Raw genomic sequence first — 26,789 nt, 5'->3', positions numbered from 1 at the left:
CCGTCGGCGCTGGTTGTTGGCATGATCACGATCAGGGATTCGGCGGAACTGGGACGGGTAGGTAACTCCGGCACGGGGGAACAGAGGCCGCGGATACGCTCAGTACGCTCATCGCGGTGGACCCGTCAGCACCCGGAGGTGGCCGATCGTGACCGTCCGTAGCTCCTTTGTCGTAGTGGCGAACCGACTGCCGGTCGACGAGGTGAGCACACCTGAGGGACGGCAGTGGCGACGAAGCCCGGGTGGGCTGGTCACCGCGCTGCACCCGGTCCTCGCCGAGCACCAGGGGACCTGGGTCGGTTGGGCAGGCGGCACCGGCGCCGCCCCGGAGCCGTTCGACCTGGAGGGCATCCGGCTGCACCCGGTGCCGTTGAGCGCCGAGGAGCTGGAGCGCTACTACGAGGGGCAGTCCAACGCGACGATCTGGCCGCTCTATCACGACGCGGTCGAGACCCCGGCCTACAAGCGCCGCTGGCGCGAGGCGTACCGCCTGGTCAACGCCCGGTTCGCGGAGGCCGCCGCGGACGTCGCGGCCGAGGGCGCGACGGTCTGGGTGCAGGACTACCAGCTCCAACTGGTCCCGGCCATGCTCCGCGAGCTGCGGCCGGACCTGCGGATCGGGTTCTTCCTGCACATCCCGTTCCCGCCGATCGAGCTGTTCATGCAGATGCCGTTCCGCACCGAGATCCTGCGCGGCCTGCTCGGCGCCGACCTGGTCGGTTTCCAGCAGCGGCTGGCGGCGCAGAACTTCGTCCGGCTCGCCCGGCACCTGCTCGGCCTCCGCTACGAGGGGCAGATGATCCAGGTCGACGGCCGGCAGGTGAAGGCCGGCGCGTTCCCGATCTCCATCGACACCAGGGAGATGGAGCGGCTCGCCGCCGACGCGGCGATCCAGGCCCGGGCCAAGCAGATCCGCGAGGAGCTGGGCAACCCGAAGACCATCATCCTGGGCGTCGACCGGCTCGACTACACCAAGGGCATCGAGCTCCGGCTGAAGGCCTTCCGCGAACTGCTCGCTGACGGAAAGTTGACAGTTCCCGACGCGGTTATGGTGCAGGTCGCCACGCCCAGCCGCGAGCGCGTGGAGCACTACCAGGCACTACGCGTCAAGGTGGAGCGCGAAGTTGGTCGGATTAATGGCGAATTTGGACGAGTGGGTGTGCCGGCGGTGCATTATCTGCATCAGTCGTACAGTCGCTCCGAACTGGCCGCGATGTACGCCGCGGCCGACGTGATGATCGTGACCCCGCTGCGAGACGGAATGAATCTGGTGGCCAAGGAGTACGTCGCATCGCGCGCCGACCAGGGCGGCGCGCTCGTGCTCAGTGAGTTCGCCGGCGCCGCGACAGAGCTGCGCCAGGCCTTTTTGTGCAACCCGCACGACCCCGACGCGGTAAAGGACGCGCTGCTGCGCGCCGTGCACGTCGAGAGACCCGAAGCCCGCCGCCGGATGCGGATAATGCAACGCCACCTGCGCACCCACGACGTGGGGCACTGGGCCAAGTCCTTCCTGACCGAACTCGGCGTGCCCGATGCGGAGGCTGCCGCGTGACTTCCCCCGCCACCACCCCGCACGGCGGCGTACTGGATCCCGAGCTGCGCGCCGCCATCGGCCGGATCGCCCGCGTGCCGCAGCTCCTGGTCGCCTGCGACTACGACGGCACCCTCGCCCCGATCGTCGAGGACCCGAGCAAGGCCGTACCGCTGCCCGAGTCGGTGGCCGCGGTGCGCGCGCTGGCCTCGCTGCCGCAGACCACCGTCGCGGTGGTCTCCGGCCGGGCGCTGCGCGACCTGGCCGCGCTCTCCCGGCTGCCCAGCGAGGTCCACCTGGTCGGCAGCCACGGCTCCGAGTTCGACATCGGCTTCGTCGAACGGCTCTCCCCCGAGCTGATCGCGACCCGGACCCGGCTGCGGGACGCGCTGCGCGAGATCGCCGCCGAGCATTCCGGGGTACGGCTGGAGCGCAAGCCGGCCAGCGTCGCCGTGCACACCCGCGGGGTGCCCCCGCAGATCGCCGCGTCCGCGGTCGAAGCGGTGCGCAGCGGCCCGGCGACCTGGGATGACGTCACGGTCACCCAAGGCAAGGAGGTCATCGAGCTGTCGGTGGTCGCCACCCACAAGGGCACCGCGGTCGACCAGCTCCGAACCCAGCTCGCGGCCAGCGCGGTGCTCTTCATCGGTGACGACGTCACCGATGAGAACGCCTTCGGCAACCTGCACGGACCGGACGTGGGCATCAAGATCGGTCCGGGCGACACCCAGGCCGACTACCGGGTGGCCGAGCCGATCGAGGCGGCGCGGGCCCTGGGACTGCTGCTGGAGACCCGGCGGCACTGGCTCTTCGGCGAGCGGGCGGTGCCCATCGAGCGGCACTCGATGCTGGCCAACGGGCGGACCGTCGCGCTGGTCACCCCGGAAGCCAAGATCACCTGGCTCTGCCACCCGAAGCCCGACTCGGCGGCGATCTTCGCCGACCTGGTCGGCGGCAGCCCGGCCGGGCACTTCACCGTCGGCCCGCAGCGCGGCGGCATCCCGCTCGGCCAGCGCTACCGCAGCGGCACCATGACCGTGGAGACCCGCTGGTCCGGGCTGACCGTCACCGACTGGCTGGACCTCCCGGCCCGGGAGACCACCCCGGACGGCCCGGCGGTCGTCACCGGCGACTCGACGCTGGTGCGGGTGCTCAGCGGCACCGGCCGGGCCCGGATCGAGTTCGCGCCGCGCCCCGAGTTCGGCCAGGTCCAGGTGCAGCTCCAGCCGCTGGACGACGGGCTGCTGGTGCTCGGCTCCAACGAGCCGGTCGCGCTCTACGCCCCCGGGGTGACCTGGGAGGTCACCAACGACGGCGGGTACGAGACCGCCAAGGCGGTGGTGGACCTCTCCGCCGCCGGTGGCCAGGTGGTCTTGGAGCTGCGCTTCGGCACGCAGAGCCTGGAGCACCACCACGTGGCGGTCCACGAGCGGCAGGTTGGCGCCGAGCAGCCGTGGAAGGACTGGGTGGCCGGGCTGCGGCTGCCTGGCACCGCCCGCGACCTGGTGGCCCGCAGCGCGCTCACCCTGCGCGGGCTCTGCCACGAGGCGACCGGCTCGATCCTGGCCGCGGCGACCACCTCGCTCCCCGAGGAGCTGGGCGGCGTGCGGAACTGGGACTACCGCTACTGCTGGCTGCGCGACGCGGCGATGACCGCGCGGGCCCTGGTCGACCTCGGTTCCACCGAGGAGGCGGAGGGCCTGCTGCGCTGGATCGACGGCGTGGTCGACCGGACCGGCGGGCATCCCGAGCGACTCCACCCGCTCTACACCGTCGACGGGTACGAGCTGGGCGCCGAGGCGGTCATCGACACGCTGCCCGGGTACGCCGGGTCCCGGCCGGTCCGGGTCGGCAACCTCGCCAACCACCAGCTCCAGTTGGACGTCTTCGGCCCGATCGCGGACCTGATCGCCGCGGTGGCGGACGCTCGCGGCTCGGTCCGCGACGACGAGTGGCGGGTGCTGGAGAACATGGTCGAGGCGGTCCGCCGCCGCTGGCACGAGCCCGACCACGGCATCTGGGAGGCCCGTCTCACCCCGCGGCACCACATCTTCTCCAAGGTCATGTGCTGGATGACCGTCGACCGGGCGCTGCACGTGGTGCGGCAGCACGGGCACGAGGACCGGCCGGAGTGGGTGGAGCTGCGCGACCGGATCGGATCCAACGTGCTGGAGTACGGCTGGCACGAGGAGGCCGAGGCCTACAGCGTCGCGTACGGGCACGACGAGATGGACGCCTCGTCCCTCTGGATCGGCCTGTCGGGTCTGCTCCCGGGGGACGACCCGCGCTTCCTGTCCACGGTGCTCAAGATCGAGGCGGAGCTGCGCAGCGGCCCGGTCGTCTACCGGTACCACTGGGACGACGGCCTGCCCGGTCGGGAGGGCGGCTTCCACATCTGCACGTCGTGGCTGATCGAGGCGTACCTGCGCACCGGCCGGCGGACCGACGCGGAGGAGCTGTTCGCCCAGATGATCGACACGGCGGGCCCGACCGGACTGCTCCCCGAGCAGTACGACCCGCTCGCCGAGCGCGGCCTGGGCAACCACCCGCAGGCGTACAGCCACCTCGGCCTGATCCGCTGCGCCCTGCTGCTGGACAACATGCTCAAGCAGTGACCTGAGCGGTGTGCCGTACGGCGGCGGAAGATTTCGGTCTTCCGCCGCCGTCGTCGTCCACGGCCCTCGCACGACCGACCCGACACCGGGCGTCGGGGGCCGGCGGGGCCAGGGGGCCGGCGGGGTGGCGAGGGCGGCTCAGGTGCCCGGCCAGCCGCCGACGAGGGCGTCGACCACATCGCCGAGGACGACGATGGCGGGCGGGCGGAGACCGGCGGCCGTCACGTCGGCGGCCACCGCGCCCAGCGTCGAACGGAGCATCCGCTGGGAGGCCGTCGTGCCTTCCTGGATCACCGCCGCGGGAGTGTCCGCCGGTCGGCCGTGCGCGATCAACGTGGCGCCGATCGCGGCCAGGTTCTTCAGGCCCATCAGGATCACCAGGGTGCCGCGCAGGCCGGCGAGCGCCTCCCAGCGGACGAGCGAGGTCGGGGAGTCGGGCGCCACGTGCCCGGAGACCACGGTGAACTCGTGCGCCACCGCCCGGTGGGTCACCGGCACCCCGGCCACCCCCGGCACGGCGATCGCGCTGGTCACCCCGGGCACCACGGTCACCGGGACGCCCGCCGCGGCGCAGGCCAGCAGTTCCTCGCCGCCCCGGCCGAAGACGTACGGGTCGCCGCCCTTGAGCCGTACCACCGACTTCCCGGCCAGGGCGCGGTCCACCAGGATCCGGTTGATCTCCTCCTGGGCGCGGGACGGCCCGTACGGGATCTTGGAGGCGTCCACCAGCTCGACGTCCGGGCGCAGCTCGTCGAGGAGCAGCCCGGGGACCAGACGGTCGGCGACCACCACCTCGGCCTCGGTGAGCAGCCGCCAACCCTTCAGCGTGATCAGCTCGGGATCGCCGGGGCCGGCCCCCACGAGCGCCACCCGTCCGGGCGCGCCGCCGGTCCCACCGCCGGCCAGGTCGGGGCGCACGCTGAGCAGGTCGCGGACGGCGTCCCGGACGGCCATCGCCCGGCGGGGATCGCCGCCGCCGAGCACGGCGACGGTGACCGGGCCGTGCCGGGTGACTGCCGGAGTCCACGCGGTGGCGGCCGTCCGGTCGTCGGCACGTACGCAGAAGACCCGGCGCTCGGCGGCGGCGGCGCTGACCGCGGCCGCGGCGGCCTGGTCGTCCACCGCCACCTGGACCAGCCAGGCCCCGTCCAGGTCGTCGGGGGCGAACCGGCGTGGCTCCCAGTGCAGCCGGCCCGCGTCGACGTGGGCGCGCAGCGCCGGGGTCAGCTCCGGGGACACCAGCAGGACGTCCGCGCCGGCGTCGAGCAGCGCGGGTACCCGCCGGGTGGCCACCGCTCCCCCGCCCACCACGACCACCCGCCGGCCGGCCAGCCGCAGCCCGAGAGGGTACGGACTGCTCACTTCTCCGCCACTCCCGCCGCGTCGAACGTGGCCACCTCGTGCAGCACCCGGACCGCGCCGCTGACCACCGGGAGCGCGAGCAGCGCGCCGGTGCCCTCGCCGAGGCGCAGCCCGAGGTCGATCAGCGGGTCGAGGCCGAGGTGCCGCAGCGCCGCCGTGGCACCGGGCTCGGCCGAGCGGTGTCCGGCGACCATCGCGCCGACCGCGTCCGGGGCGAACGCGGCGGCGACGAGCGCGGCGCTGACCGCGATCACCCCGTCCAGCAGCACCGGCACCCGGCGGGCGGCGGCCCCGAGGACCAGCCCGGCCAGCGCCGCGTGCTCCAGCCCGCCGACGGCGGCCAGCACGCCCAGCGGGTCGGCCGGGTCGGGGGCGTGCCGGGCCAGCGCCGCCCGCACCACGCCGACCTTCCGGGCGTACGTCTCGTCGTCCACTCCGGTGCCGCGACCGGTCGCCTCGGCCGGGTCGACGCCGGTGAACGCGGCGATCAGCGCGGCGGCCGGGGTGGTGTTGCCGATGCCCATGTCGCCGGTGAGCAGGATCCCCGCCCCGCCGTCGATCAGCTCTCCGGCCACCCGGATGCCGGTCTCCACGGCCGCCCGCGCCTCGTCGCGGGTGAGCGCGGCGGTGACCGTCAGGTCCCGGGTGCCGGGCCGTACGTTCGCGGCGACCAGGCGCGGACCGGCCGGGTCGGCGGCCGCGTCCACCGGCAGCGGGGTGGCCACCCCGACGTCGACCACGGTGACCGAGGCGCCGGCCTGCCGGGCGAACGCGTTGACCACCGCGCCGCCGGCCAGGAAGTTGCCGATCATCTGGGCGGTGACCTCCTGCGGCCAGGGGGTGACGCCCTGGGCGTGCACGCCGTGGTCACCGGCGAAGATGGCCACCGCGGCCGGCTCGGGCAGCGGCGGCGGGCAGTTCCCGGCCAGCCCGGCGAGGCGTACCGAGAGGGGCTCCAGGGCGCCGAGCGAGCCGGCCGGCTTGGTCAGCCGACCCTGCAGCTCACGGGCGGCCGCCATGGCGGCCTCGTCGAGCGGACGGATCGCCGCGACGGTGGTCTCCAGCATCATGCCTCCAGGATCTCGGCCAGCACGTCGGTGAACGCGTCGGTCGTGGCCGGATCGCGCACCGCGATCCGCAACCAGTCCGGGCCGAGCCCGGGAAAGGTGTCGCCCCGGCGTACCGCCCAGCCGCGCTCGCGCAGCCGCTCCCGCACCCCGGCGGCGCCGGGCAGGTGGACCAGCACGAAGGCGCTGGCCGGGCGGCCCGCGACGCGTACCCCGGGCAGGGCGAAGAGGCGGGCCACCAGGTGCTCGCGGTCGGCGGCGAGCCCGGCGGCGATGGCGCGCTCGGCCGCGACGGCGGCCGGGGCGGCGCAGGCGGTCGCGGCGGCAAGCGCCGGGGTGGAGACCGCCCAGAGCGGCTGCGCCGCGGCGCACCGGGCGAGCAGTTCCGCGTCGCCGAGCAGGTAGCCGACCCGCAGCCCGGCCAGCCCCCAGGTCTTGGTGAGGCTGCGGACCACCACGAGACCGGGCAGGTCGCGACGCGCGGCGAGGGACTCGGGCTCGCCGTCGAGGCCCGGGGCGAGCGTGGTGTCGGCGAACGCCTCGTCGACCACCAGCACCCGGCCGGGGTGGGCCAGCGCGGCGAGCGCCTCGGCGGGGTGCAGGACCGAGGTCGGGTTCGTCGGGTTGCCGATCATCACCAGGTCGGCGTCGGCGGGCACCCGGGCCGGGTCGAGCCGGAAGTCCTCGGCCGGGTCGAGCAGCACCCGCTCGACGGGGTGCCCGGCGGCCCGCAGGGCGGCCTCCGGCTCGGTGAACTGCGGGTGCACCACCACCGGCCGCCGGGCGCCCCGCAGCGCCCGGGCGAGCAGCACGAAGCCCTCGGCCGCGCCGGCGGTCAGGAGCACCTCCTCCGGGGGGCGCCCGTGCCGGTGCGCGACGGCGGCCCGGGCCGGCCCGGGGTCCGGGTACGCGGCGAGCCGGCCGAGGGCGGCGACCAGTGGATCGGCCAGCCAGTCGGGCATCGGGGCGCGGCGGACGTTGACCGCCAGGTCGACCAGGCCGGGGGTGGCCTCGACGTCCCCGTGGTGCCCGAGGTCGGGCTCGTCGGCTCCAGGTCGCGGCGCGGCGTCAGACGCGCCGAGCTGGAGTTGTCGTACGGCCGGCCCGGCGTCCGGCGCGGTCCCGGTGAGCTGAGCGCGCATGTCCGCGATCCTGCCGGGAAGCCGTCGCTCGGGACAGCCGATCCCGGCGTGGGCCGCGTCACCACCACTGCACCAGCTCGCCCGTTTATGAATTCTTCTCATTTCCGAATCGGAAATGTCATAGCTTGACCTCGTGAGCAACCGACCCCTTGCCTCCGCTGGTCGTGCCATTCCCCTCCTCCGCGCCGGGCTGATCGCCGGCATCGTGGTCGCCGCCGTGGCGTACCCGCTTGCCGCCCTCACCGGCATCGGCGCCAAGGCCACCGCGCACGCAGTGGAGCAGAAGACGGACATCCTGAAGACCGCGCTACCCGCCGAGACCTCGTACCTCTACGCGCCCGACGGCAAGACCGTGCTGACGATGTTCTATGAGGAGTATCGGCAGTACACCAAGATCGAGGACATCTCGCCGAACGTCCAGCAGGCGATCGTCGCCGCCGAGGACAACCGGTTCTACCAGCACCACGGCGTCGACCCGAAGGGCGTGGCCCGCGCCTTCGTGTCCAACGCCCGCTCCGGCGGCGTCTCCCAGGGCGCCTCGACGCTGACCATGCAGTACGTCCGGATGGCCCTGCGGGACAGCGCCAAGACGCCGAAGGAGGTCCAGGAGGCCACCCAGCAGACCAGCCTGCGCAAGGTCAAGGAGATGCGCATGGCGCTGGAGATCGAGAAGCATCTCAGCAAGGAACAGGTCCTGGAGCGCTACCTCAACTCGGCCTACTTCGGCCACCGGGCGTACGGGATCTACGCGGCCGCGCAGATCTTCTTCTCCAAGACCCCGGCCACGCTCAGTCCGGTCGAGGCGGCCACCCTCGCCGGCCTGGTCAAGTCCCCGTCGGAGTACGACCCGATCACCTCCGACCAGAAGGACGCCACCGCCCGGCGCAACTACGTGCTCGACAACATGGCCCGCCTCGGCTACCTGTCGCCGGACGCCGCCACGCAGGCCAAGGCCGAGCCGATCAAACTCCGGCTCACCAACCCGCCGAACGACTGCGCCTCGCTCCTGGAGAAGTACCAGGCGACCTGGGGCTTCTACTGCGACTACCTGAAGAACTGGTGGAGCACCCAGCCCGCGTTCGGGAGCAACCGACTGGAACGGATGGACAAGCTGCGCCGCGGCGGCTACCGCATCGTGCTCGCCCTCGACCCCAAGATCCAGGATGCGGCGGAGAAGAACGTGGGTGCCAAGGACGCCACGGGCAGCCCGTACGCCAACGGCATCGTGGTGGCCGAACCGGGCACCGGACGGATCAAGGCGATGGCGGTGAACCGGACCTACTCGCTCGACCTGAGCGAGAACCCGAACAGCTCCAACCCGGAGGCCGGCCCGAAGGTCAAGGCGAACTACCCGAACACGGTCGCGCCGTTGCTCGGCGGGGGCACACTCCCCGGGTACCAGGCCGGATCGACGTTCAAGATGTTCACGATGCTCGCCGCGCTCAACTCCGGGACGAAGCTCTCCGACACCATCAACTCCCCGTTCAAGTACCAGTCGGCCATCTATGACGGGTGGGCCCCGGTCAACGCCAGCGGCGCGATGACCGGCGTGCAGACCATGTGGTCCGGCTTCGGCAAGTCGGTGAACACCTTCTTCGTCCAACTCGAGGAGAAGGTCGGCGCGGAGAAGGGGGTGCGCCTGGCCGAGCAACTCGGGTTGCGCTGGCGTACCGACGTGGACCGCGAGCACGCCGCGCCGGGCAAGGCGAACAAGTGGGGCGCGTTCACGCTGGGCGTCTCCGACGCCACGCCCCTGGAGATGGCGAACGCGTACGCCGCGGTGGCCGCCGACGGCCGGTACTGCGAGGCCATCCCGGTCATCTCGATCCTGAACCGGGACGGCACACCGGCGATGTACACGACCGCCGGCGGGGTGGAGCGAGAGGTCGCCAAGCCGCGCTGTCGGCAGGTGGTCAGCGCGGACGCCGCGCGGGCGGCCACCGACGCCGCGCGCTGCCCGACCGGCGACACCCCGGCCAAGGGCGGCTGCGGCGGCTGGTCGACCGCCGACAGCGTCCGGGGCACGGTCGGCCGCCCGGTCGCCGGCAAGACGGGCACCACCGACAGCACCCGGTCGGCCTGGTTCGCCGGCTACACCCCGGAGCTGGCTGCGGCGAGCTTCATCGCCGACCCGGACAACCCGTTCAACGCCGTCGGTGACGGGTTGTCCCAGGTTCCGGTCGACGCGGTGGCGACGACCCTGCGCGACGCGCTCAAGGGCCAGCCCGTCCGCCAGTTCACCCCACCGTCCGACCAGATCGTCGGCTGACCGCCGGACCGCCCGGGGGTGCGCCCGGGCTGATGGTCAAGAGGTTCGCGGCCGCTGCCCGCGGACCTCTTGATCGCGTCCGGGGCGCGGGCCGGCGGCGCTCAGCGCAGGTCGGCGGCGACGAACGACCAGAGTTCGAGGTCGACCCGGGCGCCCCGGACGAAGCCTGCGTTGCGCAACAGGCCCTCGTAGCTGAAGCCGGCCTTCTCGGCCACCCGGCGGGAGGCCACGTTCCCCGGCGCGACCCGCAGCTCGACCCGCTGGAAGCCGTGCTCCAGGATCAGTGCGATGGCCACCGCGTCGACCGCCTCGGCGGCCAGGCCGAACCCCCGGGCGTGCGGGGCGAGCGCGTACGAGATCTCGGTCAGCCGGGCACCCCAGTCGGTGCGCCGGGTCCAGAGGCAGCCGACCACCCGCTGGTCCTCCCGGCGGAGCAGCCCGTAGTGGTCGCCGTCCCCGCTGTCCCGGCGCTGCCGGGCCAGCTCGGTGCACCAGGCTTGCCCGTCGATCTGCCCGGACGCGTCGGCCAGCGGCAGCCAGCGCTGGGTCTGCCGGTCGGCGAACACCTCGTCCACCGCGTCCGCGTCCGCCGCCAGCAGCGGGCGTACCTCGATGCGCGGGGTGGAGACGGTCAGCGCCGGGAACCGTCGGATCGCCACCTGCCCGATCACGCCGGGGCCTCCGCCGGGGCCACGGCCGCCGCGACGAGCCGGGCCGCGATCTCCGGGTACGCGGCCCAGTGCGGGACGAGCTGCGAGGCGTGCACGCCCCGCCAGACGAAGCCCTCGGGGGCGCCGCCCGCCCAGGTCCACGCCGCCCGCTCACCGGCCCGCGGGGTGAGCACGGCGGCGTGCTGCTTGTGCCCGATCACCGTGGCGCCGGCCGGGGCCAGCACGCTGTCACCGGCGGCGGTCGCCTCCCGGTAGCCGATCACCAGGCCGTCCCGGCTGGCGCCGATCGCGTCGAGCACCCCGCACATGGGCAGCCCGTCCAGCTCCCGGGCCAGCCAGAGCAGCCCGGCCCCCTCGGCGATCACCGGCCGCCCGGTACGGGCCAGCTCGGCCACCGCGATGCAGAGCCGACGGTTGGCGGAGAGCCGGTCCGCGTACGTCTCGGGGAGCCCGCCGCCGACGACCAGCGCGCGGGTCCCGGCGGGCAGGGCCTCGTCGCGCAGCGGGTCGACGGTGACCACCTCGGCCCCGGCCGCGCGCAGCAGCTCCGCGGTCTCCGGGTGGCTGTAGCTGCCACCCGGGCCGCCGGCCAGCGCGACCACCGGCCGCTCCCCGGCCGGCGGGGCGACGGCCGGGGCCGGCGACCACGGCTCGACCGCCAGCTCCGGCGCGGAACGGGCCAGCCCGAGCAGCCGGTCCAGGTCGACGGCGGCGGCCACGGCCTCGCCGAGCCGGCGCACCGCGCGCAGCGCCTCGCCGTCGCGCTGGACCACCGGGACCATCCCGTGCCGGCGGGCCGGGAGCGCCGGGGACAGCTCGTGCCGGCGCAACGCGCCGTAGACCGGCACGCCGATGTCGTCGAGCGCCTCGCACAGCATCGCCTCGTGCCGGGGCGACGCCACCCGGTTGAGGATCACGCCAGCCAGCCAGAGCTGCTCGTCGTACGCCCGGAAGCCGTGCACCAGGGCGGCCACCGACTGGCCCATCGCGGCCACGTCCACCGCCAGCACCACCGGGCTGCGCAGCGCGGTGGCGACGGCGGCGGTGGATTCGGCCTCCGGGTGGCCGGCGACCGAGTCGTACAGGCCCATGGTGCCCTGCACCAGCACGAAGTCGGCCCCGGCCGCGCCGTGCGCGAACAGCGGCGCGACCCGCTCCGGGCCGACCAGCCGGGGATCCAGGTTGCGCCCGGGGCGCCCACCGGCCAGCCCGAGGTACGCCGCGTCCACCTGGTCCGGCCCGATCTTGCAGCCGGCCACGTCCAGCCCCCGCTCGGTGAGGGCGGCGAGCAGCCCGAGGGCGAGGGCACCGGTGCCGTGCCCCGAGGAGGGCGCGCTGAGCACGACGCGCGGCACGAGGGTCATCATCGACTCCTGGTCTGGGGTGTTTTCCGCCCGCGTGACCATACCCGCCCGTGCCGACACGGGGCGGCGGCCGACCGGTCGGTTCCGCACGGGCGTCCGTCCCACCCCGTTCCGGTTCCGGGACCGGCTTCCGGCCCGGTGCGAGCCGGTGGCCCCGCTCACACGGGTAGCCTTGGCAATCGTGTACCGGTTCCTGCTGACCCCGCGCTGGCTGGGCTATCTCGCGCTGACCCTGGTCGCCGCCGCGGTGATGGTATTTCTCGGCAACTGGCAGCTGGACCGCTACCGGGGCCGTACCGCGATCAACGAGCGGATCGACGCCGGGTCGACGATGCCTCCGGCGCCGCTGCGTGCCGCCCTGCCCGCCCCGAGCGGCGGCTCCGGCAGCACCGGCCCGGCCCCGGCCGAGCGGCTGACCTGGACCAAGGTGACCGCGACCGGCCGGTACGACAGCGCCAACGTGGTCCTGGTCCGCGGCCGGACCGTCGACAACGTGGTCGGCTTCGAGGTGCTCACCCCACTGGTCCTCGCCGACGGCACGGCCGTGCTGGTGGACCGGGGCTGGATCCCGCCCGCACCGGGCGCTGGCGCCACCACCCAGCCGCAGGTGCCGGCCGCGCCGGCCGGTGACGTCACGGTCACCGGTCGGGTGGTGTCCAGCGAGAGCGGCGGCGGCGCGGTCGACCGGCGCGACGGCAAGCTGGAGACCCGGAGGATCAGCATCCCCCGGCTCGCGAAGCAGCTCCCGTACCCGGTGGCCGGCGGCTACGTGCTGCTCGACCAGCAGGCGCCGGCCGCCGACCCGGCGTTCCAGGCGGTGCCGATCGGGCACACCAACAACTGGCAGAACTTCGGGTACGTGGTGCAGTGGTGGCTCTTCGCCGGCATGAGCCTCGTCGGCTACGGCTGGGTGGCCCGCCGCGAGGCGCGCCGGATGGCCGGCCTCGATCGCCCGCGTAGGCCGGTCGACCGGGCCGCCGAGGCGGCCTCCCCCGCCTCCGCCTGACCGGTTCCGGCGCCCCGGAGCGCTTCGCCACCTCGCCCGTCACGGCCCGGTTCCCCGTGCCGCCCGCGCCGGCGGGGGCTCAGCCGGTGACCCGGCCCTCGTGGATGGCCCGCACCGCGTCGATGGTGTCGGCCTCGGCGGCGGTCTTGTCGTCGCGGTAGCGCACCACCCGGGCGAACCGCAGTGCCATGCCGCCCGGGTAGCGGCTGCTGGTCTGCACCCCGTCGAAGGCGATCTCGACCACCTGCTCGGGACGGACCCGGACCACCCAGTCCCCCTTCTCCACCGCGAGGTCGAGAAAGCGCTCGGTCTGCCAGCGGAGCAGCTCGTCGGTGAGCCCCTTGAAGGTCTTGCCGAGCATGACGAACTCGCCGGTGCGGGGGTCACGGGCGCCGAGGTGCAGGTTGGACAGCCAGCCCTGCCGCCGGCCACTGCCCCACTCGACCGCCAGCACCACCAGGTCGAGCGTGTGCCGGGGCTTGACCTTGACCCAGGCCGAGCCGCGCCGCCCGGCGTCGTAGGGGGCGGCCGGATCCTTGACCACCACCCCCTCCTGGCCGGCGTCGATGGCGGCGGCGAACGCCGCGCCGGCCTGCTCCGCGTCGTCGACCACCACCCGGCCGACCAGCAGCGTCGGGTCGACCGCGCCGGCCAGCGCGGCCCACCGCTCCCGGCCGGGCAGGTCGATCAGATCCGCGCCGTCGAGGTGGAGCAGATCGAAGAAGTACGGCGTCAGCACCGTGTCGCCGGTCCGCTCGGCGGCGGCGAGCACGGCGGGCGACACCGGCGTCCCACCGGTGGTGCTGGGGGTGGTACGCCGGGACGCCCGGCTCGAGGTCTCCTGGAAGGGCAACGGGCGGCCGGTGGCGTCCAGCCCGATCGCCTCGCCGTCGAGCACCAACTCCCGGGCGGGCAGCGCGCGGACGGCGGCGACCACCTCGGGCAGTCGGGTGGTGATGTCGTCCAGGCTTCGGGTGAAGACCGCGATGTCCTGGCCGGACCGGTGCACCTGGATCCGGATGCCGTCGAGCTTCACGTCGACCACCGCCGGGGTGCCGGTGGCGGTGAGTGCCTCGTCCACCGTGGGGGCGCTCTGGGCCAGCATCGGAGCCAGCGGGCGACCCACCTGGAGCCCGAACCCGGCCAGCGCCGCAGCGCCGCCGGTGAGCGCGGCGACCGCCACGGCCCGCAGGTCGCCGGCGAGCAGCAGCGCCCGGCGGACGGCCGACACCGGCACCTCGGCGGCCCGGGCCACCGCGTCGGCGAGCAGGCCGGCCTGGGCGCCCTGGCGCAGCTCACCACGGAACAGGCCGGCCAGCAGCCGCTGCTCGTCGGCGGTGGCGGCGGCGAAGAGCCGGCCGACCAGCTCCCGCCGGCGGGCCTGCGAGCCGGGGCCGTGGACCGCCGCGATCTCCTCGACGGCCGCGTCGACCCCGCCCACCGTCAGCGTCGGCTCGGCCGCCGGTGGCGGCAGGTCACGCAGGCTCGCCCAGCCCACCCCGGTCTGTCGTTGCCGCAGCTCGCCGGCCAGGTAGCCGGCGCCGGCCGGAACCTCGTCGGGGTCGAGCGACCGCAGCGCCGCGGCGAGCAGCTCCACCTTGGCCCGCCGGCCGCTGGTGGCGCCCACCGCGGCGGAGGTGGCCGCCAGGTCGAGAAACCGCACGAATCCATCCTGCCAGCCACCACCGACACGGACGGGCATCCCGGCCGGGCGACAGGGCGTGGACGGGGACCGGAGCCGGTCCCGATCAGGCCGAGACCGGCTCCTCGATCCGCAGGCCGCGGGCACGGACCTCGTCGGCGACCCGGGTCAGCAGCGCGTCGAGCGTGACCAGCGCGGCGGAGAGCTCGCCGAGCTGTTCCTTGAGCGTGTCCTCGGACCACGCGGAGACGTCGACGTCCCCCAGGGCACTGACGGCGGCCTGGAGCCGCGCCAACTCATCGTTCGTACGCATGTTCGAAAGGCTATAACACCCCGCCGCCCGACACATCGGAAACTCCGACATCGGCCCGGAAGTTACGGTCCCGACATCTCAGGGCCGGTTCGTCCCCACCTCGGCGACCTTCGCCAGCAGCAACGCCTCGGCCACGCAGACCCGGGCGAACTCGCCCAGGTGCAGGCTCTCGTTCGGACCGTGGGCCCGGGCGTGCGGGTCCTCCACACCGGTCACCAGGATCGCCGCCCGGGGGAACATCTCCTGGAAGGTGGCGATGAACGGGATCGAGCCGCCCACGCCGATGTCAACCGGATCGGTGCCGTCCCAGGCGCCCCGGAACGCCGCCCGCGCCGCCTCGAACATCGGGCCGGTGGCGTCGATGACGCAGGGCGCGCCGTCGTGCTCGAAGGTCACCGTCACCTGCGCGCCCCACGGGGCGTACTGCTCCAGGTGGGTGGTGAGCGCCGCGTACGCCTTCTTCGGGTCGTCGCCCGGCGCCAGCCGTACGCTCAGCTTCGCCTTCGCGGACGGGACCAGCGCGTTGGGGGCCTCGCCGGTGGCCGGGGCGTCGACGCCCAGGATGGCCAGGGCCGGCTTGGTCCAGAGCCGGTCGGTGATCCGGCCGGTGCCGAACAGCTCCGCCCCCTCGACCAGGCCGGCCTCGGCGCGGAACCGGTCCTCCGGGTAGTCGACGCTGGCGCCGTCCCGGCCGACCAGCCCCTCGACGGTCACGTTCCCGGCGTCGTCGTGCAGCGTGCCGAGCAGCTTGACCAGGGCGGTCAGCGCGTCCGGCACGGCGCCGCCGAACATTCCGCTGTGCACCGCGTGGTCGAGGGTGCGCACCTCGACGAAGCAGTTGACGATGCCGCGCAGCGAGGTGGTGAGCGCCGGCACGCCGACGTCCCAGTTGGTCGAGTCGGCGATCACGATGACGTCCGAGGCCAGCTCCTCGCGGTGCTCGGCGAGCAGCCGCTCCAGCGAGTCCGAGCCGTACTCCTCCTCGCCCTCGATGAACAGGACCACGCCGACCGGGAGCCGATCGCCGAAGGCGCGCAGCGCGGCGATGTGCGCCATGATGCCGGCCTTGTCGTCGGCCGCGCCCCGACCGTAGAGGCGGCCGTTCCGCTCCACCGGCTCGAACGGGTCGGACTCCCACAGCGAGAGGTCACCGACCGGCTGGACGTCGTGGTGGGCGTACATCAGCACGGTGGGCGCGCCGGGCGGGGCCGCCTTCGTCCCGATCACCGCCGGCTGGCCGCCGGAGCGCACGATCTTGGTGTCGAGACCGCAGCCACGCAGCAGCTCCGCCACCGCCTCGGCGGAACGTTCGACGTGCGAGTGGTCGAAGCCCTCGAAGGCGATGCCCGGGATGCGGACGAGACGTTCGAGGTCGGCACGGACTCCGGGCAGTTCACGCTCGACGGCGGCCCGCACCTCGGACTCGGACATGATCGGTGTGGTCATGACCGGCATCGTATGCCGGCCTTACCGGGAGGCACCGCCCGAGCCTGCTCCCGGCCCGTCGCGTGACCCACCGGGCGCTGGTGGGTCGGGCGCCGCTCTCCGGGCCGGCGGACGTAGTAGCGGTCCGGGTCGTGCGGCAGTGCGGGGGCACCGTCGACCAGGACGTCCGCGGCCGCCTCGGTGCGGTCGGCGGCGAAGTGCGTCCGCTCGCCCGCGTGCCAGCGGCGCAGCTCGGGCAGGATCTCCGCGCCGTCACGGGCGAGCGCGCGGCAGAGCCGCAGCTCCGCCGGCGCGGTGACGAAGACCGACAGGGTCAGCTCCGGCCGGGCCGGGGCCCGTGCCGCGCTCACTCCCTCGACGATGAGCACCGGCCCGGCCGGCACCGGGACCGGCCGGTCGAGGAAGCACCGGCGCGCCCAGCTGTACCGGCGGTAGGCGCCGGGCCGGCCGGCGCGGACCGGATCGAGCACCCACTCCTCCAGACGGGGCCAGAAGGTGAGCTGGTCGTCCCACCCGTCGAGCAGGTCGTCGGTGCGGACCACCGGTGGCCGGTCGCCACCGGACAGCGCGGCGAAGGCGTCCGCGAGGCGCGTCGCGTACAGGCTCTTGCCCGCGCCGCTCGGCCCGTCGACCGCCACCAGTCGGGTACGCCCCAACCGCGCCGGCCCGGCCAGCACCCGCCGGGCCAGCCCGGCGTACGCCTCGATCACCGCCACCGTCACCCGACCGACGCTAGCCGTTCCCCCGTCCGCTGGATCCTTCCCCGACAGCGGGCCGTTCACCGGGCACTGTGCCGGGGCGGCCGGCATCATCGGGTGGTGCTCCATGACGTGATGAGTCCGGGCGTCGACGCCCTGCTGGAACAGGCCCGGGCCGGGCTCCGCCGGCTGACCCCGCACGAGACCGTCGAGGCAATCCGTAGCGGGGCGCTGCTGGTCGACACGCGTACCGAGGCGCAGCGGCGTGAGCAGGGCGAACTGCCCGGAGCGATCGTCATCGACCGGACCGTGCTGGAGTGGCGGCTGGACCCGGCCAGTGCCTGGCGGATCCCCGAGGCGATCGGATACGACCGGGAGGTCGTGGTGGTGTGCCGCGAGGGTTACAGCTCCAGCCTGGCGGCCGCCGGCCTGCAGGCGCTCGGCCTGCGCCGGGCCACCGACATGATCGGCGGCGTGCAGGGATGGCGGGAGGCCGGCCTGCCGATGTCCGACCGCCCGGCCGACGTCCGCTACTGAGGCGCGCATCCGTCACCGCGGTGCGCCGGGCGGGACGAACGGCAGGCCCGGTGGCGGGCCGGACTCGACCAGCCGCCACAGGGCCGCCGTGTCCAGGTGCTCCTCGACCAGGTCGCCGAGGAGGTCCAGGGTCCGCTCGCGGGCGGCGGCGAACTCGGTGTCCGGGGCGACCTTGAAGCCGGACCGGCCGGCCAGCCGGGCGACCTCGGTGAGGAACCGGCGGCGGAAGCCGTCCGACTCGAACGCGCCGTGCCAGTGGGTGCCGTGCACCGCGCCGAGCCGGGCGCCCTCGCCGGTGCCGTCGGCGTGACGCAGCAGCGGCGGCAGGCCGGGGTCGGCGGCGGAGACGTACCCGTGGTGGATCTCGTAGCCGTGGACCGGCACGTCGCCGTCGGCGGTGCCGGTGGCGCGGCGGACCGTCTTGCGCGGGTCGAAGGTGATCTCGACGGGTAGCAGGCCGAGCCCGGGGACGCTGCCCCGGCGGCTCTCCACCGGGTCGTGGATCGCCCGGGACAGCATCTGGAACCCGCCGCAGATCCCGAGCAGCGGTCGGCCGGCGGCGGCGTGCGCCGACACGGCGTCGGCCAGGCCGGTCTCCCGCAGCCAGGCCAGGTCGGCCACGGTCGACTTGGAACCCGGGAGCACGACCAGGTCGGCGGCGGCCAGCTCGGCTGGCTCGACGGTCAGCCGCACCCGGACGCCCGGCTCGGTGGCGAGCGCCTCGACGTCAGTGGCGTTGCTGATCCGGGGCAGCCGGACCACGGCGACGTCGAGCCAGTCGGTGCCGCGTGGGGCGGCCGGCCGGCCGAGCACCCGGCCGTAGGCGAGCGAGTCCTCGGCGTCCAGCCAGAGGTCGAGCTCCCAGGGCAGCACTCCATACGTGGGGCGCCCGGTGACCGCGTGCAGCATGTCCAGCCCGGGCCGGAGCAGCCCCAGGTCACCGCGGAACTTGTTGATCACGAAGCCGGCGACCAGGGCCTGATCGGCGGGGTCGAGCAGGGCCACGGTGCCGAACATCGAGGCGAACACCCCACCCCGGTCGATGTCGCCGACCACGATCGTGGGCAGCCCGGCGTGCCGGGCCAGGCCCATGTTCACGTAGTCCCCGGCCCGCAGGTTGATCTCGGCCGGGCTGCCGGCCCCCTCGCAGATCACCACGTCGTACGCGGCCCGCAGCTCGGCCAGCGCGGCATACGCGGTCTCGGCCAGCCGGGGACGCAGCTCGCGGAAGTTGCCGGCGGTGACGGTGTCGACCGCCTCGCCGAGCAGCACCACCTGGCTGGCGTGGTCACTGCCCGGCTTGAGCAGTACCGGGTTGAAGCGCAGGTCCGGGGCGAGCCCGCAGGCGGCGGCCTGCATCGCCTGGGCCCGGCCGATCTCCCCGCCGCGCCCGTCCGGACCGACCACCACCGCCGAGTTGTTGGACATGTTCTGCGCCTTGAACGGGGCGACGCGCACGCCCCGGCGGTGCAGCCACCGGCAAATGCCGGCGGTGAGCACGCTCTTGCCGGCGTCGGAGGTGGTGCCGGCGACCAGCAGTCCCCCGCTCATCGCCCGCTCCCCCGCCGCATCCGGGCGGGCGCCACGTCCAGGTCCCGGCGTCCGGCCCGGCGCGGGCGCACCGCCTCGCTGGCTCCGGACCTGCATCGGCCCGCCGCGCGGGCGGCGGCCGAGCCAGCCCGGGCCAGGCCGCGCAGCGCGGGCCGGCCGACCGCCCCGACCAGGCGCCCCACCGTCACCGGGTACGCGGCGGCGAGGCCGAGCGCGGCCAGCCCGACCGCCCCGGAGATCCGGGCGGCCCGGTTCAGGTGCCGCGCCTCGGGCCGGGGACCGTCGCCGAGGAACGGGCGGGTCTCGGAACGCCCGAAGTAGACGTTGCGCCCGCCGAGTCGTACGCCGAGCGCGCCGGCCATCGCCGCCTCGCACTGGCCGGCGTTGGGGCTCGGGTGGTCGTCGCGGTCCCGCCGGAAGACCTGCCAGGCCACCCGGCGGTCGCCGTGCGCGGTCGGTGCCACGGCCACGGTGAGCAGCCCGGTCAGCCGGGCCGGGACCAGGTTGAGCAGGTCGTCCAGGCGGGCGGCCGGGGTGCCGAACCGGGCGTAGCGGGGCGAGCGGTGGCCGACCATCGCGTCGAGCGTGTTCGCCGCGCGGTAACCGAGCAGGCCCGGGAGCCCGGCGACCGCGCCCCAGAGCAGCGGCGCGACGACCGCGTCGGAGGTGTTCTCGGCGACCGACTCGACGGTGGCCCGGGCCAGTTCCGGCTCGTCCAGGGCGGATGGGTCGCGGCCGCAGAGGTGGTTGAGCCGGCCGCGCGCGGTGGGCAGGTCACCGGCGCCGAGCGCCCGGGCCATGACGCGGGACTCGTGGCGCAGGGTGCGCCCGCCCAGCACGGTCCAGGTGCCGGCGGCCACCAGCGCGGCGCGGGCCAGCGGGCGGCGCCGGGTGGCGAGCGTGCCGGCCACCCCGAGCAGCACCGGGGCGCCGACGGCGAGCGCGGTGAATGCCGCCCCGGCCGTCCGGTCCGGCCGGTACATCCGCTGCTCCAGCGCGCCGGCGGCGCGGCCGAAGCCGGCCACCGGATGCCACCGGCGGGGATCGCCGAGCAGCGAGTCCAAGGCGTAGCCCGCCACCAGTCCCGCCGCGGTCGCCATGGCGGTCACCTGCCGCACCCCGCACCACCTCCGGCCGGCCAGCCTAGTCGTACGGCGGGGTGGCCACGCCGGCGTCGCCACCCCGCTCCCCCGTTGCACGACCCGCCTGGGCTCAGGCGGGCACCGGTGCCCGTCGCCCGCCCCGTCGGCCGCGACCGGTCGGGGTGATGCCCTCGGGGTCACCGGCCGGCGCCGGCTCGCCGGTCTCGCCGGGCCCGGTGGTCACCTCGTCGTCGTCCTCGTCGTCACCGCCCCGTTCGACCCCGGCCTCGTCGGCCAGATCGTCGAACGGGTCGGCCGCCACGTCGAAGTCACCGGTCGGCGGCCCGTCCAGGTCGTCGGCGAGCCCGCCACGACGGTCGGCGAAATCCAGCACCTCGAACTCGTCGTCGAACGGGCGGTCGTCGAGCGAGGCCGGCGCCTGCCCGTCCGGCACCGACTCGGTCGCCTCACCGTGCACCCGGCGCTCCGCCTCGGCGTCATCCACGGTGCTGGTCGCCATGCTCGGACGGTTGCGCAGGAAGCGGCTGCGCCCCCGGGCCAGGTCGTGCCCGACCGCGACCGCCTCCAACTCGTAGAGGGTGCGGTGGTTGCCGGCGTCGTCGGTCCAGTCACGGGTGTAGAGCCGGCCGGCGACGACCACCGGGTCGCCGACCATCACCGAGGCGGCCACCCCCTCGGCCAGCTTCCGCCAGCAGTTCACCCGCACCCGCAGGCTGTTGCCGTCGACCCAGCGGCCGGAATCCCGGTCCAGCCGGCGGGCGGTCGAGGCGACCTTGAAGTTGGCCACCAGGGTGTTGGTCTGCGTGGTACGGCGCCACTCGGGCGCGGTCAGCACGTTGCCGACGATAGTGACGTACGTATCGAACATCGCCCCTCCAGGGAGATTCGGCTTGTCGGGTCGAGCCTCGACCCGCGCCGGCCCCGCCACCAGCCGCACGCCCCGCAGCTGTGGACGACGGGGCGCGCTGTGGACAACGACCTGATCAAGGTCCCGTCTGCTAGGGACCACGGTCCCTGTGCCGCTGGCCCGCGCCGCAGCATGATCGGGGTGGCCGGCGGGTGAAGCGTTTCCGGACGCCCACCGACTGGGTATGGCGTTGATCAACCCCGAGAGAGAGGGAGCGACGATGCTTCTCCGAGACGTCTGCGAGGCCGCGCGATGAACGCCGTGGCGAGCCCCGCGACCGTGGCCGAGTGCCTGCGGGTCGGCACCGGGTTCTCCCAGGGCGACCGGGTCTGGATCGCGGAGCGGTTCGCGACCCTGGACTCCCGGCTCGCCGGGTTCCACGCCGACGCCACCGAGCTGGCGGTGTCGGTGAAGGACCGCGACTCCCGGGGCCAGAAGGTGACCCTGGAGTGCTGGATCGCGGGCCGGCAGAAGATCGTCACCATCTCCGCCGAGGATGACCTGCACGCCGCGCTGAACGACGTCCGGGACGATCTGCGCCGGCGGCTCAACGACGCGAAGACGCGGCAGGAGCCGCGGCACAACAAGCACCTGCGGGAGGGCGGCCCGCACGAGGGCGGCGTCGAGCCCACCGGCGGCGAGACGGCCTGAGCAGGCCCCGCGCCCCGTCCATGGGCAGTGCGAGCGGACGGGGCGCGGGGGCTACCGCCGGGTAGCGTGGCGGCGTACCGTCGCGGTCGTGGAACCCGACGTGCTGGGACCGCCGTACGAGCGGCAGACCATCGACCTGGGCACCGACGACGAAGGGCCGGTCGTCGCGACGCTGGTGTGCCGCCGGGCGGAACGCCCGACCGGCCGAGCCGTGCTCTACGTGCACGGCTTCGTCGACTACTTCTTCCAGACCCACGTCGCGGACTTCTTCGCCGAGCGGGGCTGGGACTTCTACGCGCTCGACCTGCGCAAGTACGGCCGTAGCCTGCAGCCGCACCAGACCCCGAACTTCTGCCGCGACCTGAGCGAGTACTTCCCGGAGCTGGACGCCGCCGCGAAGATCATCCGCGAGGACGAGGGGCACGACACCCTGCTCGCCATGGGCCACTCCACCGGCGGCCTGATCATCTCGCTCTGGGCGCACGCCCGCCGCGAGACCGGCCTGGTCGACGGGATCGTCCTCAACAGCCCGTTCTTCGACATCAACGCGCCCTGGCTGGTCCGTCGACCCCTCGCGGCCGCCGTCTCCCGGCTGGGCCGCCGGGCGCCGCACCGCATCCTCCCGTTCGGGCTCGGCACCGTGTACGGCGAGAGCCTGCACGCCGACCACCGCGGCGAGTGGCGGTACGACCTGGCCTGGAAGCCGCTCGCCGGGTTCCCGGTGCGGGCCGGCTGGCTCCACGCGATCCGGGCCGGGCAGCGACAACTGCGGGCCGGCCTGGACATCCAGGTGCCGGTGCTGCTGGCCTGCTCCACCCGCAGCTACCGCGGCACCAAGTGGCACGACTCGGCCACCCTCGCCGACGCGGTGCTCGACGTGGAGCACATGGTCCGCTGGGCGCCCCGGCTCGGCCCGCACGTGACCCTGGCCCGCTTCGACGGCGGACTGCACGACCTCACGCTCTCCGGCCCCGCCGTACGCGAGAAGGTCTTCGCGGAGGTCGGGCGGTGGGCGGAGGCGTTCCTGCGGGCCGGGCCGACCGACCCGCGGCCCGTCGGACCACCGGCCGCGCGCCGGCCGGCCGAGGACCGGGCCGGCGCGGGCGCCGAGGGTTGAGCCGACCGGTCAGCGGAAACCGGCCGTAACCTCGGTGAGGGCCGCCCGGATCCGGTCGAACGTGGCCACCGGGTGACCGCCGACCTCGGCCGGCAGCACCAGGCCGAGGCAGCGCAGCGCCAGCTCACCGTCGGGGCCGGTCTCGACGCCGAACACCGGCGCGCCGACGTAGCCGGCGGGCAGCTCGGTGGCGATCCGCAGGGCGTCGCCGTCCCGTGCCACCCGTTCGATCACCGCCTCGAGGGGCCGCGACCCGTCGTCGGCGACGCCGAGGGCCAGCACGAACGCCGGCGCCGCGCCGACCCGGGCGACCGCCTCGGCGTCCGCGGCGACCGCGTGGGTCACCTGCTGGGTACGCCAGCACCAGCCCCGGTCGTCGGCGTACCCGTGCAGCCCGCCGGTGGGCATGGCGGCCACGCCGGTCTCCGGCAGGTGCAGCCACCGGTCGGCGAACCCGGGCAGCTCGATCGCCTCCGACGCCGCGTCCGCCGGCTCGGTGATGCTGGGCCGCAGGCCGATCTCCCCGTACGCGCCCCGTGTCGACGCGTCCGCGGTGAGCAGCCACTCGTGCACCACCTCCCCGTCGTCGGTGGTGCCGACCAGCTCGGTGTAGAAGAAGGCCGTGCCGTGGCCCTGGCCGGCCCCGTCCGGCCGGTCGGCCCGGCTGAGGGGCAGGATGGCGCGGCCGAGCAGCTGGCACAGCTCGTAGATGATCTCGTTCTCGGTTTCCTGGTCGAGCAGCACGACGCCGAGGGTACGGAAACCGGGCCCCGCCGCCGCCCCCGGACCCGCCGTATCCCGGATGTCGTCGAGGGGCCGCTCATGGCACCCTGATCACCGGCGTGGCCACGACCACCCGTTCGCCCGGCGAACCCCGGTACGGCGGTACCCTCTTGGCGCGACACGTCGCCGCGCGCCCGTAGCTCAGCGGATAGAGCAGGGGACTTCTAATCCCAAGGCCGCAGGTTCGAATCCTGCCGGGCGCACCACCGCCACCCCAGGTCAACGGCTTGTCGTTCCCGGCCCGTTCGGTCACCACGGCCCCCGTACAGCCATTCGTACAGCCAAGTCAGCCGAAGAGGTGCTTCGCGGCCTCGTCCACGGCGGCCCGCTCGATCTCGGGCAGGACGTGTGCGTAGGTGTTCATGGTCAGCCCGATCTGGCTGTGACCGAGCACCTTCATCACCGTCCGAGGCGACGCACCAGACACGAGCAGGAACGTGGCGCAGGCGTGCCGCAGGTCGTGCAGCCGCAGCCAGTCCAGGCCAGCCGCAGCCCGGATCTTGTACCAGGTCCGGTCGATGTGGTCGGGGTCCATCGGCGTTCCCACCTTGGACGGGAAGACTAGGCCGTGATCCTGCCACCGCTCCCCCACCGCCAGTCGGCCCGCGGCTTGCTGCCTCCGATGAGCTCGGAACAGCGCGAGCGTCTGCGCCGGCACCGGCACCGTCCGTCGGGACCGCTCCGTCTTGGGTGCCAGGAGCTGCAACCGGCCCCCTACGCGCTGAACGGTTTGCCGAACGGTCAGGGTGCCGGCGTCGAAGTCGATGTCCGACCAGGCCAGCCCGAGCAGCTCCCCGCGACGAAGCCCGACCGTCAGAGCACAGACGTAGAGCGCTTCAAGGCGATGACCCCGCAGCACGTCGAGCAGCCGCTTGGCCTCGTCCACGCCCAGGGCGCGGCGCTCAACCTGGCGCATGGCCGGCGGACGGACGGACTTCGCGGCGTTGCGGTGCACCAGCTCGTCCCGCTCCGCATCCGCGAGGGAGTTCCGGATCAGGCTGTGGATGTGGCGGACTGTTGTGGGCGACAGACCCGCGTCCGTCTTCTCTGCCAGCAGCCGGCGGATGGCTATTGGGGAAAGCTTGTCGAGCGCCAGCTTGCCGAGAGTCGGTCGGACGTGGTTCTCGATGATCTTTCGGTAGCCCTGCAACGTTGACGGCCGGGTTCCGTCGCGCTCCTTCATTCGCAACCACTCATCCAGCCACTCCCCGACCGTCCGAGGCGCAGCTCCAAGGTTCTGCCCCTGCTCCTGGCGGCGGCGAAGGTCAGCCAGCTTGCCGAGCACTTCCCGCTCCGTCTTGCCGTAGACCCACTTCCGCGACCGCTTGCCCTCGCCCCAGCCGAAATCAAGGCGGCCCGCGAAGCGGGCCGCGCCGGCCCGGCCCCGGCCTGCTGGCGACCTCCGGCCGGCATCGGCCGGGCCGGCCGGCCACGCTTGGGGACGACCAGGACCTGAAGACCTCGGGGCTCTGCCCCGAACCCCGGCCCTCCTCAGAGATGCCGCAGTGGATCACCTCGCCGGGCACCGCAAGGGCTACCAGTCTCCCCGGACGGGGCCAAGGTCGTTCGTCCGGTAGGGCGCTCCACCTTGTCCCCGTCCGGGGAGACTGGTCGGTCGGTGACTGCCCGACGAGGAGATCCGCTTTCCACCGCTCGCCCCGTAGCTGTTGCTGCGCGACATGTCAGCGCTGGCTGGCACACTCCGGCGCATGAGTTACGACTTGGCGGTCTGGGAAGGTGACAGGCCCCCTGACAACGCCGCAGCGCTGACCACCTTCAAGGCGCTCTACGAGAGGTACGTCGGTAAAGGCGCGATCCCGCCGACGCCGCGTATCCGAACCTACGTCGAAGCCCTGCTTGAGCAGTGGATCGACCTTACTGAGGACGACGACGATGAGCGGAGCCCGTGGTCGACGGGGCCATTGATCAAGGAGGCATCGGGACCGTTCATCTACTTCCCGATGGTGTATAGCCGCTGCAACGAGGTGTCGGCCGGTGCTGCACGAATTGCGGCCGAACACGGCCTTGTCTGCTTCGACCCGCAACTAGGTCTGCTTCGGCCCGCTCCTGAGGAGCTGTAGGCCGGGCCATCCACGGGCCAGTAACGGTGGCGCGCAGCGGTCATGAGCGGGCACGAGCGGCATTCGGCTCTGCCGCCGGCCGCAGGTGTTTCGGGCATCACGGCCGATTGAGCACGCTCTTCCAAGCTGACGGTGCCCGTTCATTGCCTCGGCCGAGGTGGGTTCTCTTCTCGCTCCACCCCTGCCGCCAGCTGGATCTCAAAGCCAGTCGAGCGACCTGCTGCCAGAGACTCAAGCGCATGCACGAGCGCTTCAATGTTGGGCCGCGAGCAGCCGACTCGGATGAAGAACTCGGCACGGCTCGGATGAAGAACTCGGCACGGGATGAACCAGCAGTCGCCTCCGCCAAGACGGCCGCCAGGCGGCCGACCTCACCGCGGCTCAACGTGAGAGTCACCTGGTCACCTTCGTACGCGCCCCGCACCAGTGCCCTCCTCCATCCAGCAGCCGTACAGCCATCCGTACAGCCAAGCCACTCAGCTAGAGCCGACGCAGCCCGACAGCGGCAGACCAGTTGAGCAGCGGCAGGGTACATCTACCAGCCATCCGCGATCTTCTTCTAATCCCAAGGCCGCAGGTTCGAATCCTGCCGGGCGCACCACCGTCGTCCCAGGTCGACAGGCTGCCTCTGCCCGACCGGTCGATCTCCATCAAGGCGCTACGCCCAAGGCGGGATGTGCCGGCCCACGTAATCGCGAGCACGGGGCACCGGGTCGCGCCAATACTGGTTCGGCATGCGGTGGTGGTGCTTCCCGCAGAACTCGGCGAGGCTGTCGGTAATCGTGACGCGCTCCAGCGGATGGCAGCGAAGAAGGCCTGGTCCGTCCGTTCCCATGCGACGCGCTGATCTGATCGCTCGATCGCGGTCCGACGAAACACTCCCGCTGCTTCGGCTCCCACAAGCGCCAACCCGATCTTGTCCATCCGCACAGC

Annotated in this window: 22 protein-coding genes and 1 tRNA gene; 9 read left to right on the top strand and 14 right to left on the bottom strand. The window is 73.8% G+C overall.

The features are described from left to right. Positions 1-148: 148 nt before the first annotated feature. Both ONA70_RS00915 and otsB read left to right on the top strand, forming a co-directional pair. Complete coding sequence (locus tag ONA70_RS00915) at positions 149-1,552, top strand: alpha,alpha-trehalose-phosphate synthase (UDP-forming) (RefSeq protein ID WP_265004356.1); 1,404 nt, start codon at positions 149-151, stop codon at positions 1,550-1,552. Beyond that, positions 1,549-4,146 carry a trehalose-phosphatase gene (gene otsB / locus ONA70_RS00910; protein ID WP_265004355.1) on the top strand — a complete coding sequence of 866 codons (2,598 nt, stop codon included), beginning with the start codon at positions 1,549-1,551 and terminating at the stop codon, positions 4,144-4,146. The genes ONA70_RS00915 and otsB overlap by 4 nt, the downstream gene beginning before the upstream one ends. A 138-nt stretch (positions 4,147-4,284) precedes the next feature. Here the strand turns inward: otsB and cobA are convergent, their stop codons facing one another. The 3 genes from cobA to cobC are packed head-to-tail and all read right to left on the bottom strand — an operon-like array spanning position 4,285 to position 7,717. Next, the gene (cobA, locus tag ONA70_RS00905; protein ID WP_265004354.1) at positions 4,285-5,508 is read right to left on the bottom strand and encodes a uroporphyrinogen-III C-methyltransferase; all 1,224 of its coding nucleotides are present in this window, start codon (positions 5,506-5,508) and stop codon (positions 4,285-4,287) included. After that, positions 5,505-6,575, bottom strand: a complete 1,071-nt coding sequence (gene cobT / locus ONA70_RS00900; protein WP_265004394.1) for a nicotinate-nucleotide--dimethylbenzimidazole phosphoribosyltransferase — start codon at positions 6,573-6,575, stop codon at positions 5,505-5,507. The genes cobA and cobT overlap by 4 nt, the downstream gene beginning before the upstream one ends. Then, positions 6,575-7,717, bottom strand: coding sequence for an Rv2231c family pyridoxal phosphate-dependent protein CobC (gene cobC / locus ONA70_RS00895; protein WP_265004353.1), 1,143 nt, complete (start codon positions 7,715-7,717; stop codon positions 6,575-6,577). The genes cobT and cobC overlap by 1 nt, the downstream gene beginning before the upstream one ends. A 133-nt stretch (positions 7,718-7,850) precedes the next feature. Here cobC and ONA70_RS00890 point away from each other — a divergent pair, with 133 nt between their 5' ends. Continuing rightward, positions 7,851-9,986: a transglycosylase domain-containing protein gene (locus ONA70_RS00890; protein WP_265004352.1), complete on the top strand. Its 2,136-nt coding sequence runs from the start codon at positions 7,851-7,853 to the stop codon at positions 9,984-9,986. A gap of 101 nt (positions 9,987-10,087) precedes the next feature. Here the strand turns inward: ONA70_RS00890 and ONA70_RS00885 are convergent, their stop codons facing one another. Together ONA70_RS00885 and ONA70_RS00880 are read right to left on the bottom strand one after the other, a co-directional pair. Beyond that, entirely contained in the window at positions 10,088-10,657 is a 570-nt protein-coding gene (locus tag ONA70_RS00885) for a GNAT family N-acetyltransferase (protein WP_265004351.1), read from the bottom strand. Beyond that, a complete protein-coding gene (locus ONA70_RS00880) occupies positions 10,654-12,021 on the bottom strand; it encodes a cobyrinate a,c-diamide synthase (protein WP_265004350.1) in 1,368 nt (455 codons plus the stop codon). Before ONA70_RS00880 ends, ONA70_RS00885 begins: the two co-directional genes overlap by 4 nt. Positions 12,022-12,202: 181 nt before the next feature. On the opposite strand from ONA70_RS00880, the gene ONA70_RS00875 reads away from it, so the two are divergent. After that, positions 12,203-13,027 (top strand): SURF1 family cytochrome oxidase biogenesis protein, encoded by an 825-nt coding sequence (locus ONA70_RS00875; RefSeq protein ID WP_265004349.1) that lies wholly within the window; start codon positions 12,203-12,205, stop codon positions 13,025-13,027. A 79-nt stretch (positions 13,028-13,106) separates the two neighbouring features. Here ONA70_RS00875 and ONA70_RS00870 read toward each other — a convergent pair whose 3' ends face one another. From ONA70_RS00870 to ONA70_RS00855, 4 genes are all read right to left on the bottom strand, one after another. Beyond that, positions 13,107-14,690: an ATP-dependent DNA ligase gene (locus tag ONA70_RS00870; protein ID WP_265004348.1), complete on the bottom strand. Its 1,584-nt coding sequence runs from the start codon at positions 14,688-14,690 to the stop codon at positions 13,107-13,109. Positions 14,691-14,775: 85 nt separating this feature from the next. Beyond that, on the bottom strand, positions 14,776-14,982 hold the full coding sequence (locus ONA70_RS00865) for a hypothetical protein (protein ID WP_265004347.1): 207 nt from the start codon (positions 14,980-14,982) through the stop codon (positions 14,776-14,778). A gap of 78 nt (positions 14,983-15,060) precedes the next feature. Beyond that, positions 15,061-16,413: a dipeptidase gene (locus ONA70_RS00860; RefSeq protein WP_265004393.1), complete on the bottom strand. Its 1,353-nt coding sequence runs from the start codon at positions 16,411-16,413 to the stop codon at positions 15,061-15,063. An 11-nt stretch (positions 16,414-16,424) separates the two neighbouring features. Continuing rightward, entirely contained in the window at positions 16,425-17,150 is a 726-nt protein-coding gene (locus ONA70_RS00855; RefSeq protein ID WP_265004346.1) for a uridine kinase family protein, read from the bottom strand. Between the two features lie 111 nt (positions 17,151-17,261). On the opposite strand from ONA70_RS00855, the gene ONA70_RS00850 reads away from it, so the two are divergent. Next, the gene (locus ONA70_RS00850) at positions 17,262-17,663 is read left to right on the top strand and encodes a rhodanese-like domain-containing protein (protein WP_265004392.1); all 402 of its coding nucleotides are present in this window, start codon (positions 17,262-17,264) and stop codon (positions 17,661-17,663) included. Positions 17,664-17,675: 12 nt separating this feature from the next. Here ONA70_RS00850 and ONA70_RS00845 read toward each other — a convergent pair whose 3' ends face one another. From ONA70_RS00845 to ONA70_RS00835, 3 genes are all read right to left on the bottom strand, one after another. Continuing rightward, the gene (locus ONA70_RS00845) at positions 17,676-19,214 is read right to left on the bottom strand and encodes a cobyric acid synthase (RefSeq protein WP_265004345.1); all 1,539 of its coding nucleotides are present in this window, start codon (positions 19,212-19,214) and stop codon (positions 17,676-17,678) included. Next, positions 19,211-20,314: a cobalamin biosynthesis protein gene (locus ONA70_RS00840; protein ID WP_265004391.1), complete on the bottom strand. Its 1,104-nt coding sequence runs from the start codon at positions 20,312-20,314 to the stop codon at positions 19,211-19,213. Before ONA70_RS00840 ends, ONA70_RS00845 begins: the two co-directional genes overlap by 4 nt. Positions 20,315-20,426: 112 nt before the next feature. Further along, the gene (locus tag ONA70_RS00835; protein ID WP_265004344.1) at positions 20,427-21,185 is read right to left on the bottom strand and encodes a single-stranded DNA-binding protein; all 759 of its coding nucleotides are present in this window, start codon (positions 21,183-21,185) and stop codon (positions 20,427-20,429) included. Between the two features lie 291 nt (positions 21,186-21,476). Between ONA70_RS00835 and ONA70_RS00830 the strand changes: the two genes are divergently transcribed. Both ONA70_RS00830 and ONA70_RS00825 read left to right on the top strand, forming a co-directional pair. After that, the gene (locus ONA70_RS00830; RefSeq protein ID WP_265004343.1) at positions 21,477-21,875 is read left to right on the top strand and encodes an HPF/RaiA family ribosome-associated protein; all 399 of its coding nucleotides are present in this window, start codon (positions 21,477-21,479) and stop codon (positions 21,873-21,875) included. Between the two features lie 88 nt (positions 21,876-21,963). Continuing rightward, positions 21,964-22,992 carry an alpha/beta hydrolase gene (locus ONA70_RS00825; protein ID WP_265004342.1) on the top strand — a complete coding sequence of 343 codons (1,029 nt, stop codon included), beginning with the start codon at positions 21,964-21,966 and terminating at the stop codon, positions 22,990-22,992. Positions 22,993-23,001: 9 nt separating this feature from the next. On the opposite strand, the gene ONA70_RS00820 is transcribed toward ONA70_RS00825, so the two are convergent. Then, complete coding sequence (locus tag ONA70_RS00820; protein WP_265004341.1) at positions 23,002-23,736, bottom strand: hypothetical protein; 735 nt, start codon at positions 23,734-23,736, stop codon at positions 23,002-23,004. 169 nt (positions 23,737-23,905) lie between these two features. On the opposite strand from ONA70_RS00820, the gene ONA70_RS00815 reads away from it, so the two are divergent. Continuing rightward, a tRNA-Arg gene (locus ONA70_RS00815) sits at positions 23,906-23,981 on the top strand. An 80-nt stretch (positions 23,982-24,061) separates the two neighbouring features. Here the strand turns inward: ONA70_RS00815 and ONA70_RS00810 are convergent. After that, the gene (locus ONA70_RS00810) at positions 24,062-25,060 is read right to left on the bottom strand and encodes a tyrosine-type recombinase/integrase (protein ID WP_265004340.1); all 999 of its coding nucleotides are present in this window, start codon (positions 25,058-25,060) and stop codon (positions 24,062-24,064) included. Between the two features lie 424 nt (positions 25,061-25,484). On the opposite strand from ONA70_RS00810, the gene ONA70_RS00805 reads away from it, so the two are divergent. After that, complete coding sequence (locus tag ONA70_RS00805; protein ID WP_265004339.1) at positions 25,485-25,856, top strand: hypothetical protein; 372 nt, start codon at positions 25,485-25,487, stop codon at positions 25,854-25,856. Positions 25,857-26,789: the final 933 nt, after the last annotated feature.

The sequence above is a fragment of the Micromonospora yasonensis genome (genome assembly GCF_026013475.1).
Taxonomy (GTDB): Bacteria; Actinomycetota; Actinomycetes; order Mycobacteriales; family Micromonosporaceae; genus Micromonospora; species Micromonospora yasonensis.
The sequence above is the reverse complement of the archived record's forward strand: the minus strand, read 5'-3'. Positions and strand labels throughout refer to the sequence as shown.

What these genes read in the sequence shown, in the direction of transcription:
- cobT (WP_265004394.1), bottom strand. Translation starts at nt 6,575, where the DNA reads ATGCTGGAGACCACCGTCGCGGCGATCCGTCCGCTCGACGAGGCCGCC.
- cobC (WP_265004353.1), bottom strand. Translation starts at nt 7,717, where the DNA reads ATGCGCGCTCAGCTCACCGGGACCGCGCCGGACGCCGGGCCGGCCGTA.
- ONA70_RS00880 (WP_265004350.1), bottom strand. Translation starts at nt 12,021, where the DNA reads ATGACCCTCGTGCCGCGCGTCGTGCTCAGCGCGCCCTCCTCGGGGCAC.
- ONA70_RS00865 (WP_265004347.1), bottom strand. Translation starts at nt 14,982, where the DNA reads ATGCGTACGAACGATGAGTTGGCGCGGCTCCAGGCCGCCGTCAGTGCC.
- ONA70_RS00860 (WP_265004393.1), bottom strand. Translation starts at nt 16,413, where the DNA reads ATGTCCGAGTCCGAGGTGCGGGCCGCCGTCGAGCGTGAACTGCCCGGA.
- ONA70_RS00850 (WP_265004392.1), top strand. Translation starts at nt 17,262, where the DNA reads ATGAGTCCGGGCGTCGACGCCCTGCTGGAACAGGCCCGGGCCGGGCTC.
- ONA70_RS00845 (WP_265004345.1), bottom strand. Translation starts at nt 19,214, where the DNA reads ATGAGCGGGGGACTGCTGGTCGCCGGCACCACCTCCGACGCCGGCAAG.
- ONA70_RS00840 (WP_265004391.1), bottom strand. Translation starts at nt 20,314, where the DNA reads ATGGCGACCGCGGCGGGACTGGTGGCGGGCTACGCCTTGGACTCGCTG.
- ONA70_RS00835 (WP_265004344.1), bottom strand. Translation starts at nt 21,185, where the DNA reads ATGTTCGATACGTACGTCACTATCGTCGGCAACGTGCTGACCGCGCCC.
- ONA70_RS00830 (WP_265004343.1), top strand. Translation starts at nt 21,477, where the DNA reads ATGAACGCCGTGGCGAGCCCCGCGACCGTGGCCGAGTGCCTGCGGGTC.
- ONA70_RS00805 (WP_265004339.1), top strand. Translation starts at nt 25,485, where the DNA reads ATGAGTTACGACTTGGCGGTCTGGGAAGGTGACAGGCCCCCTGACAAC.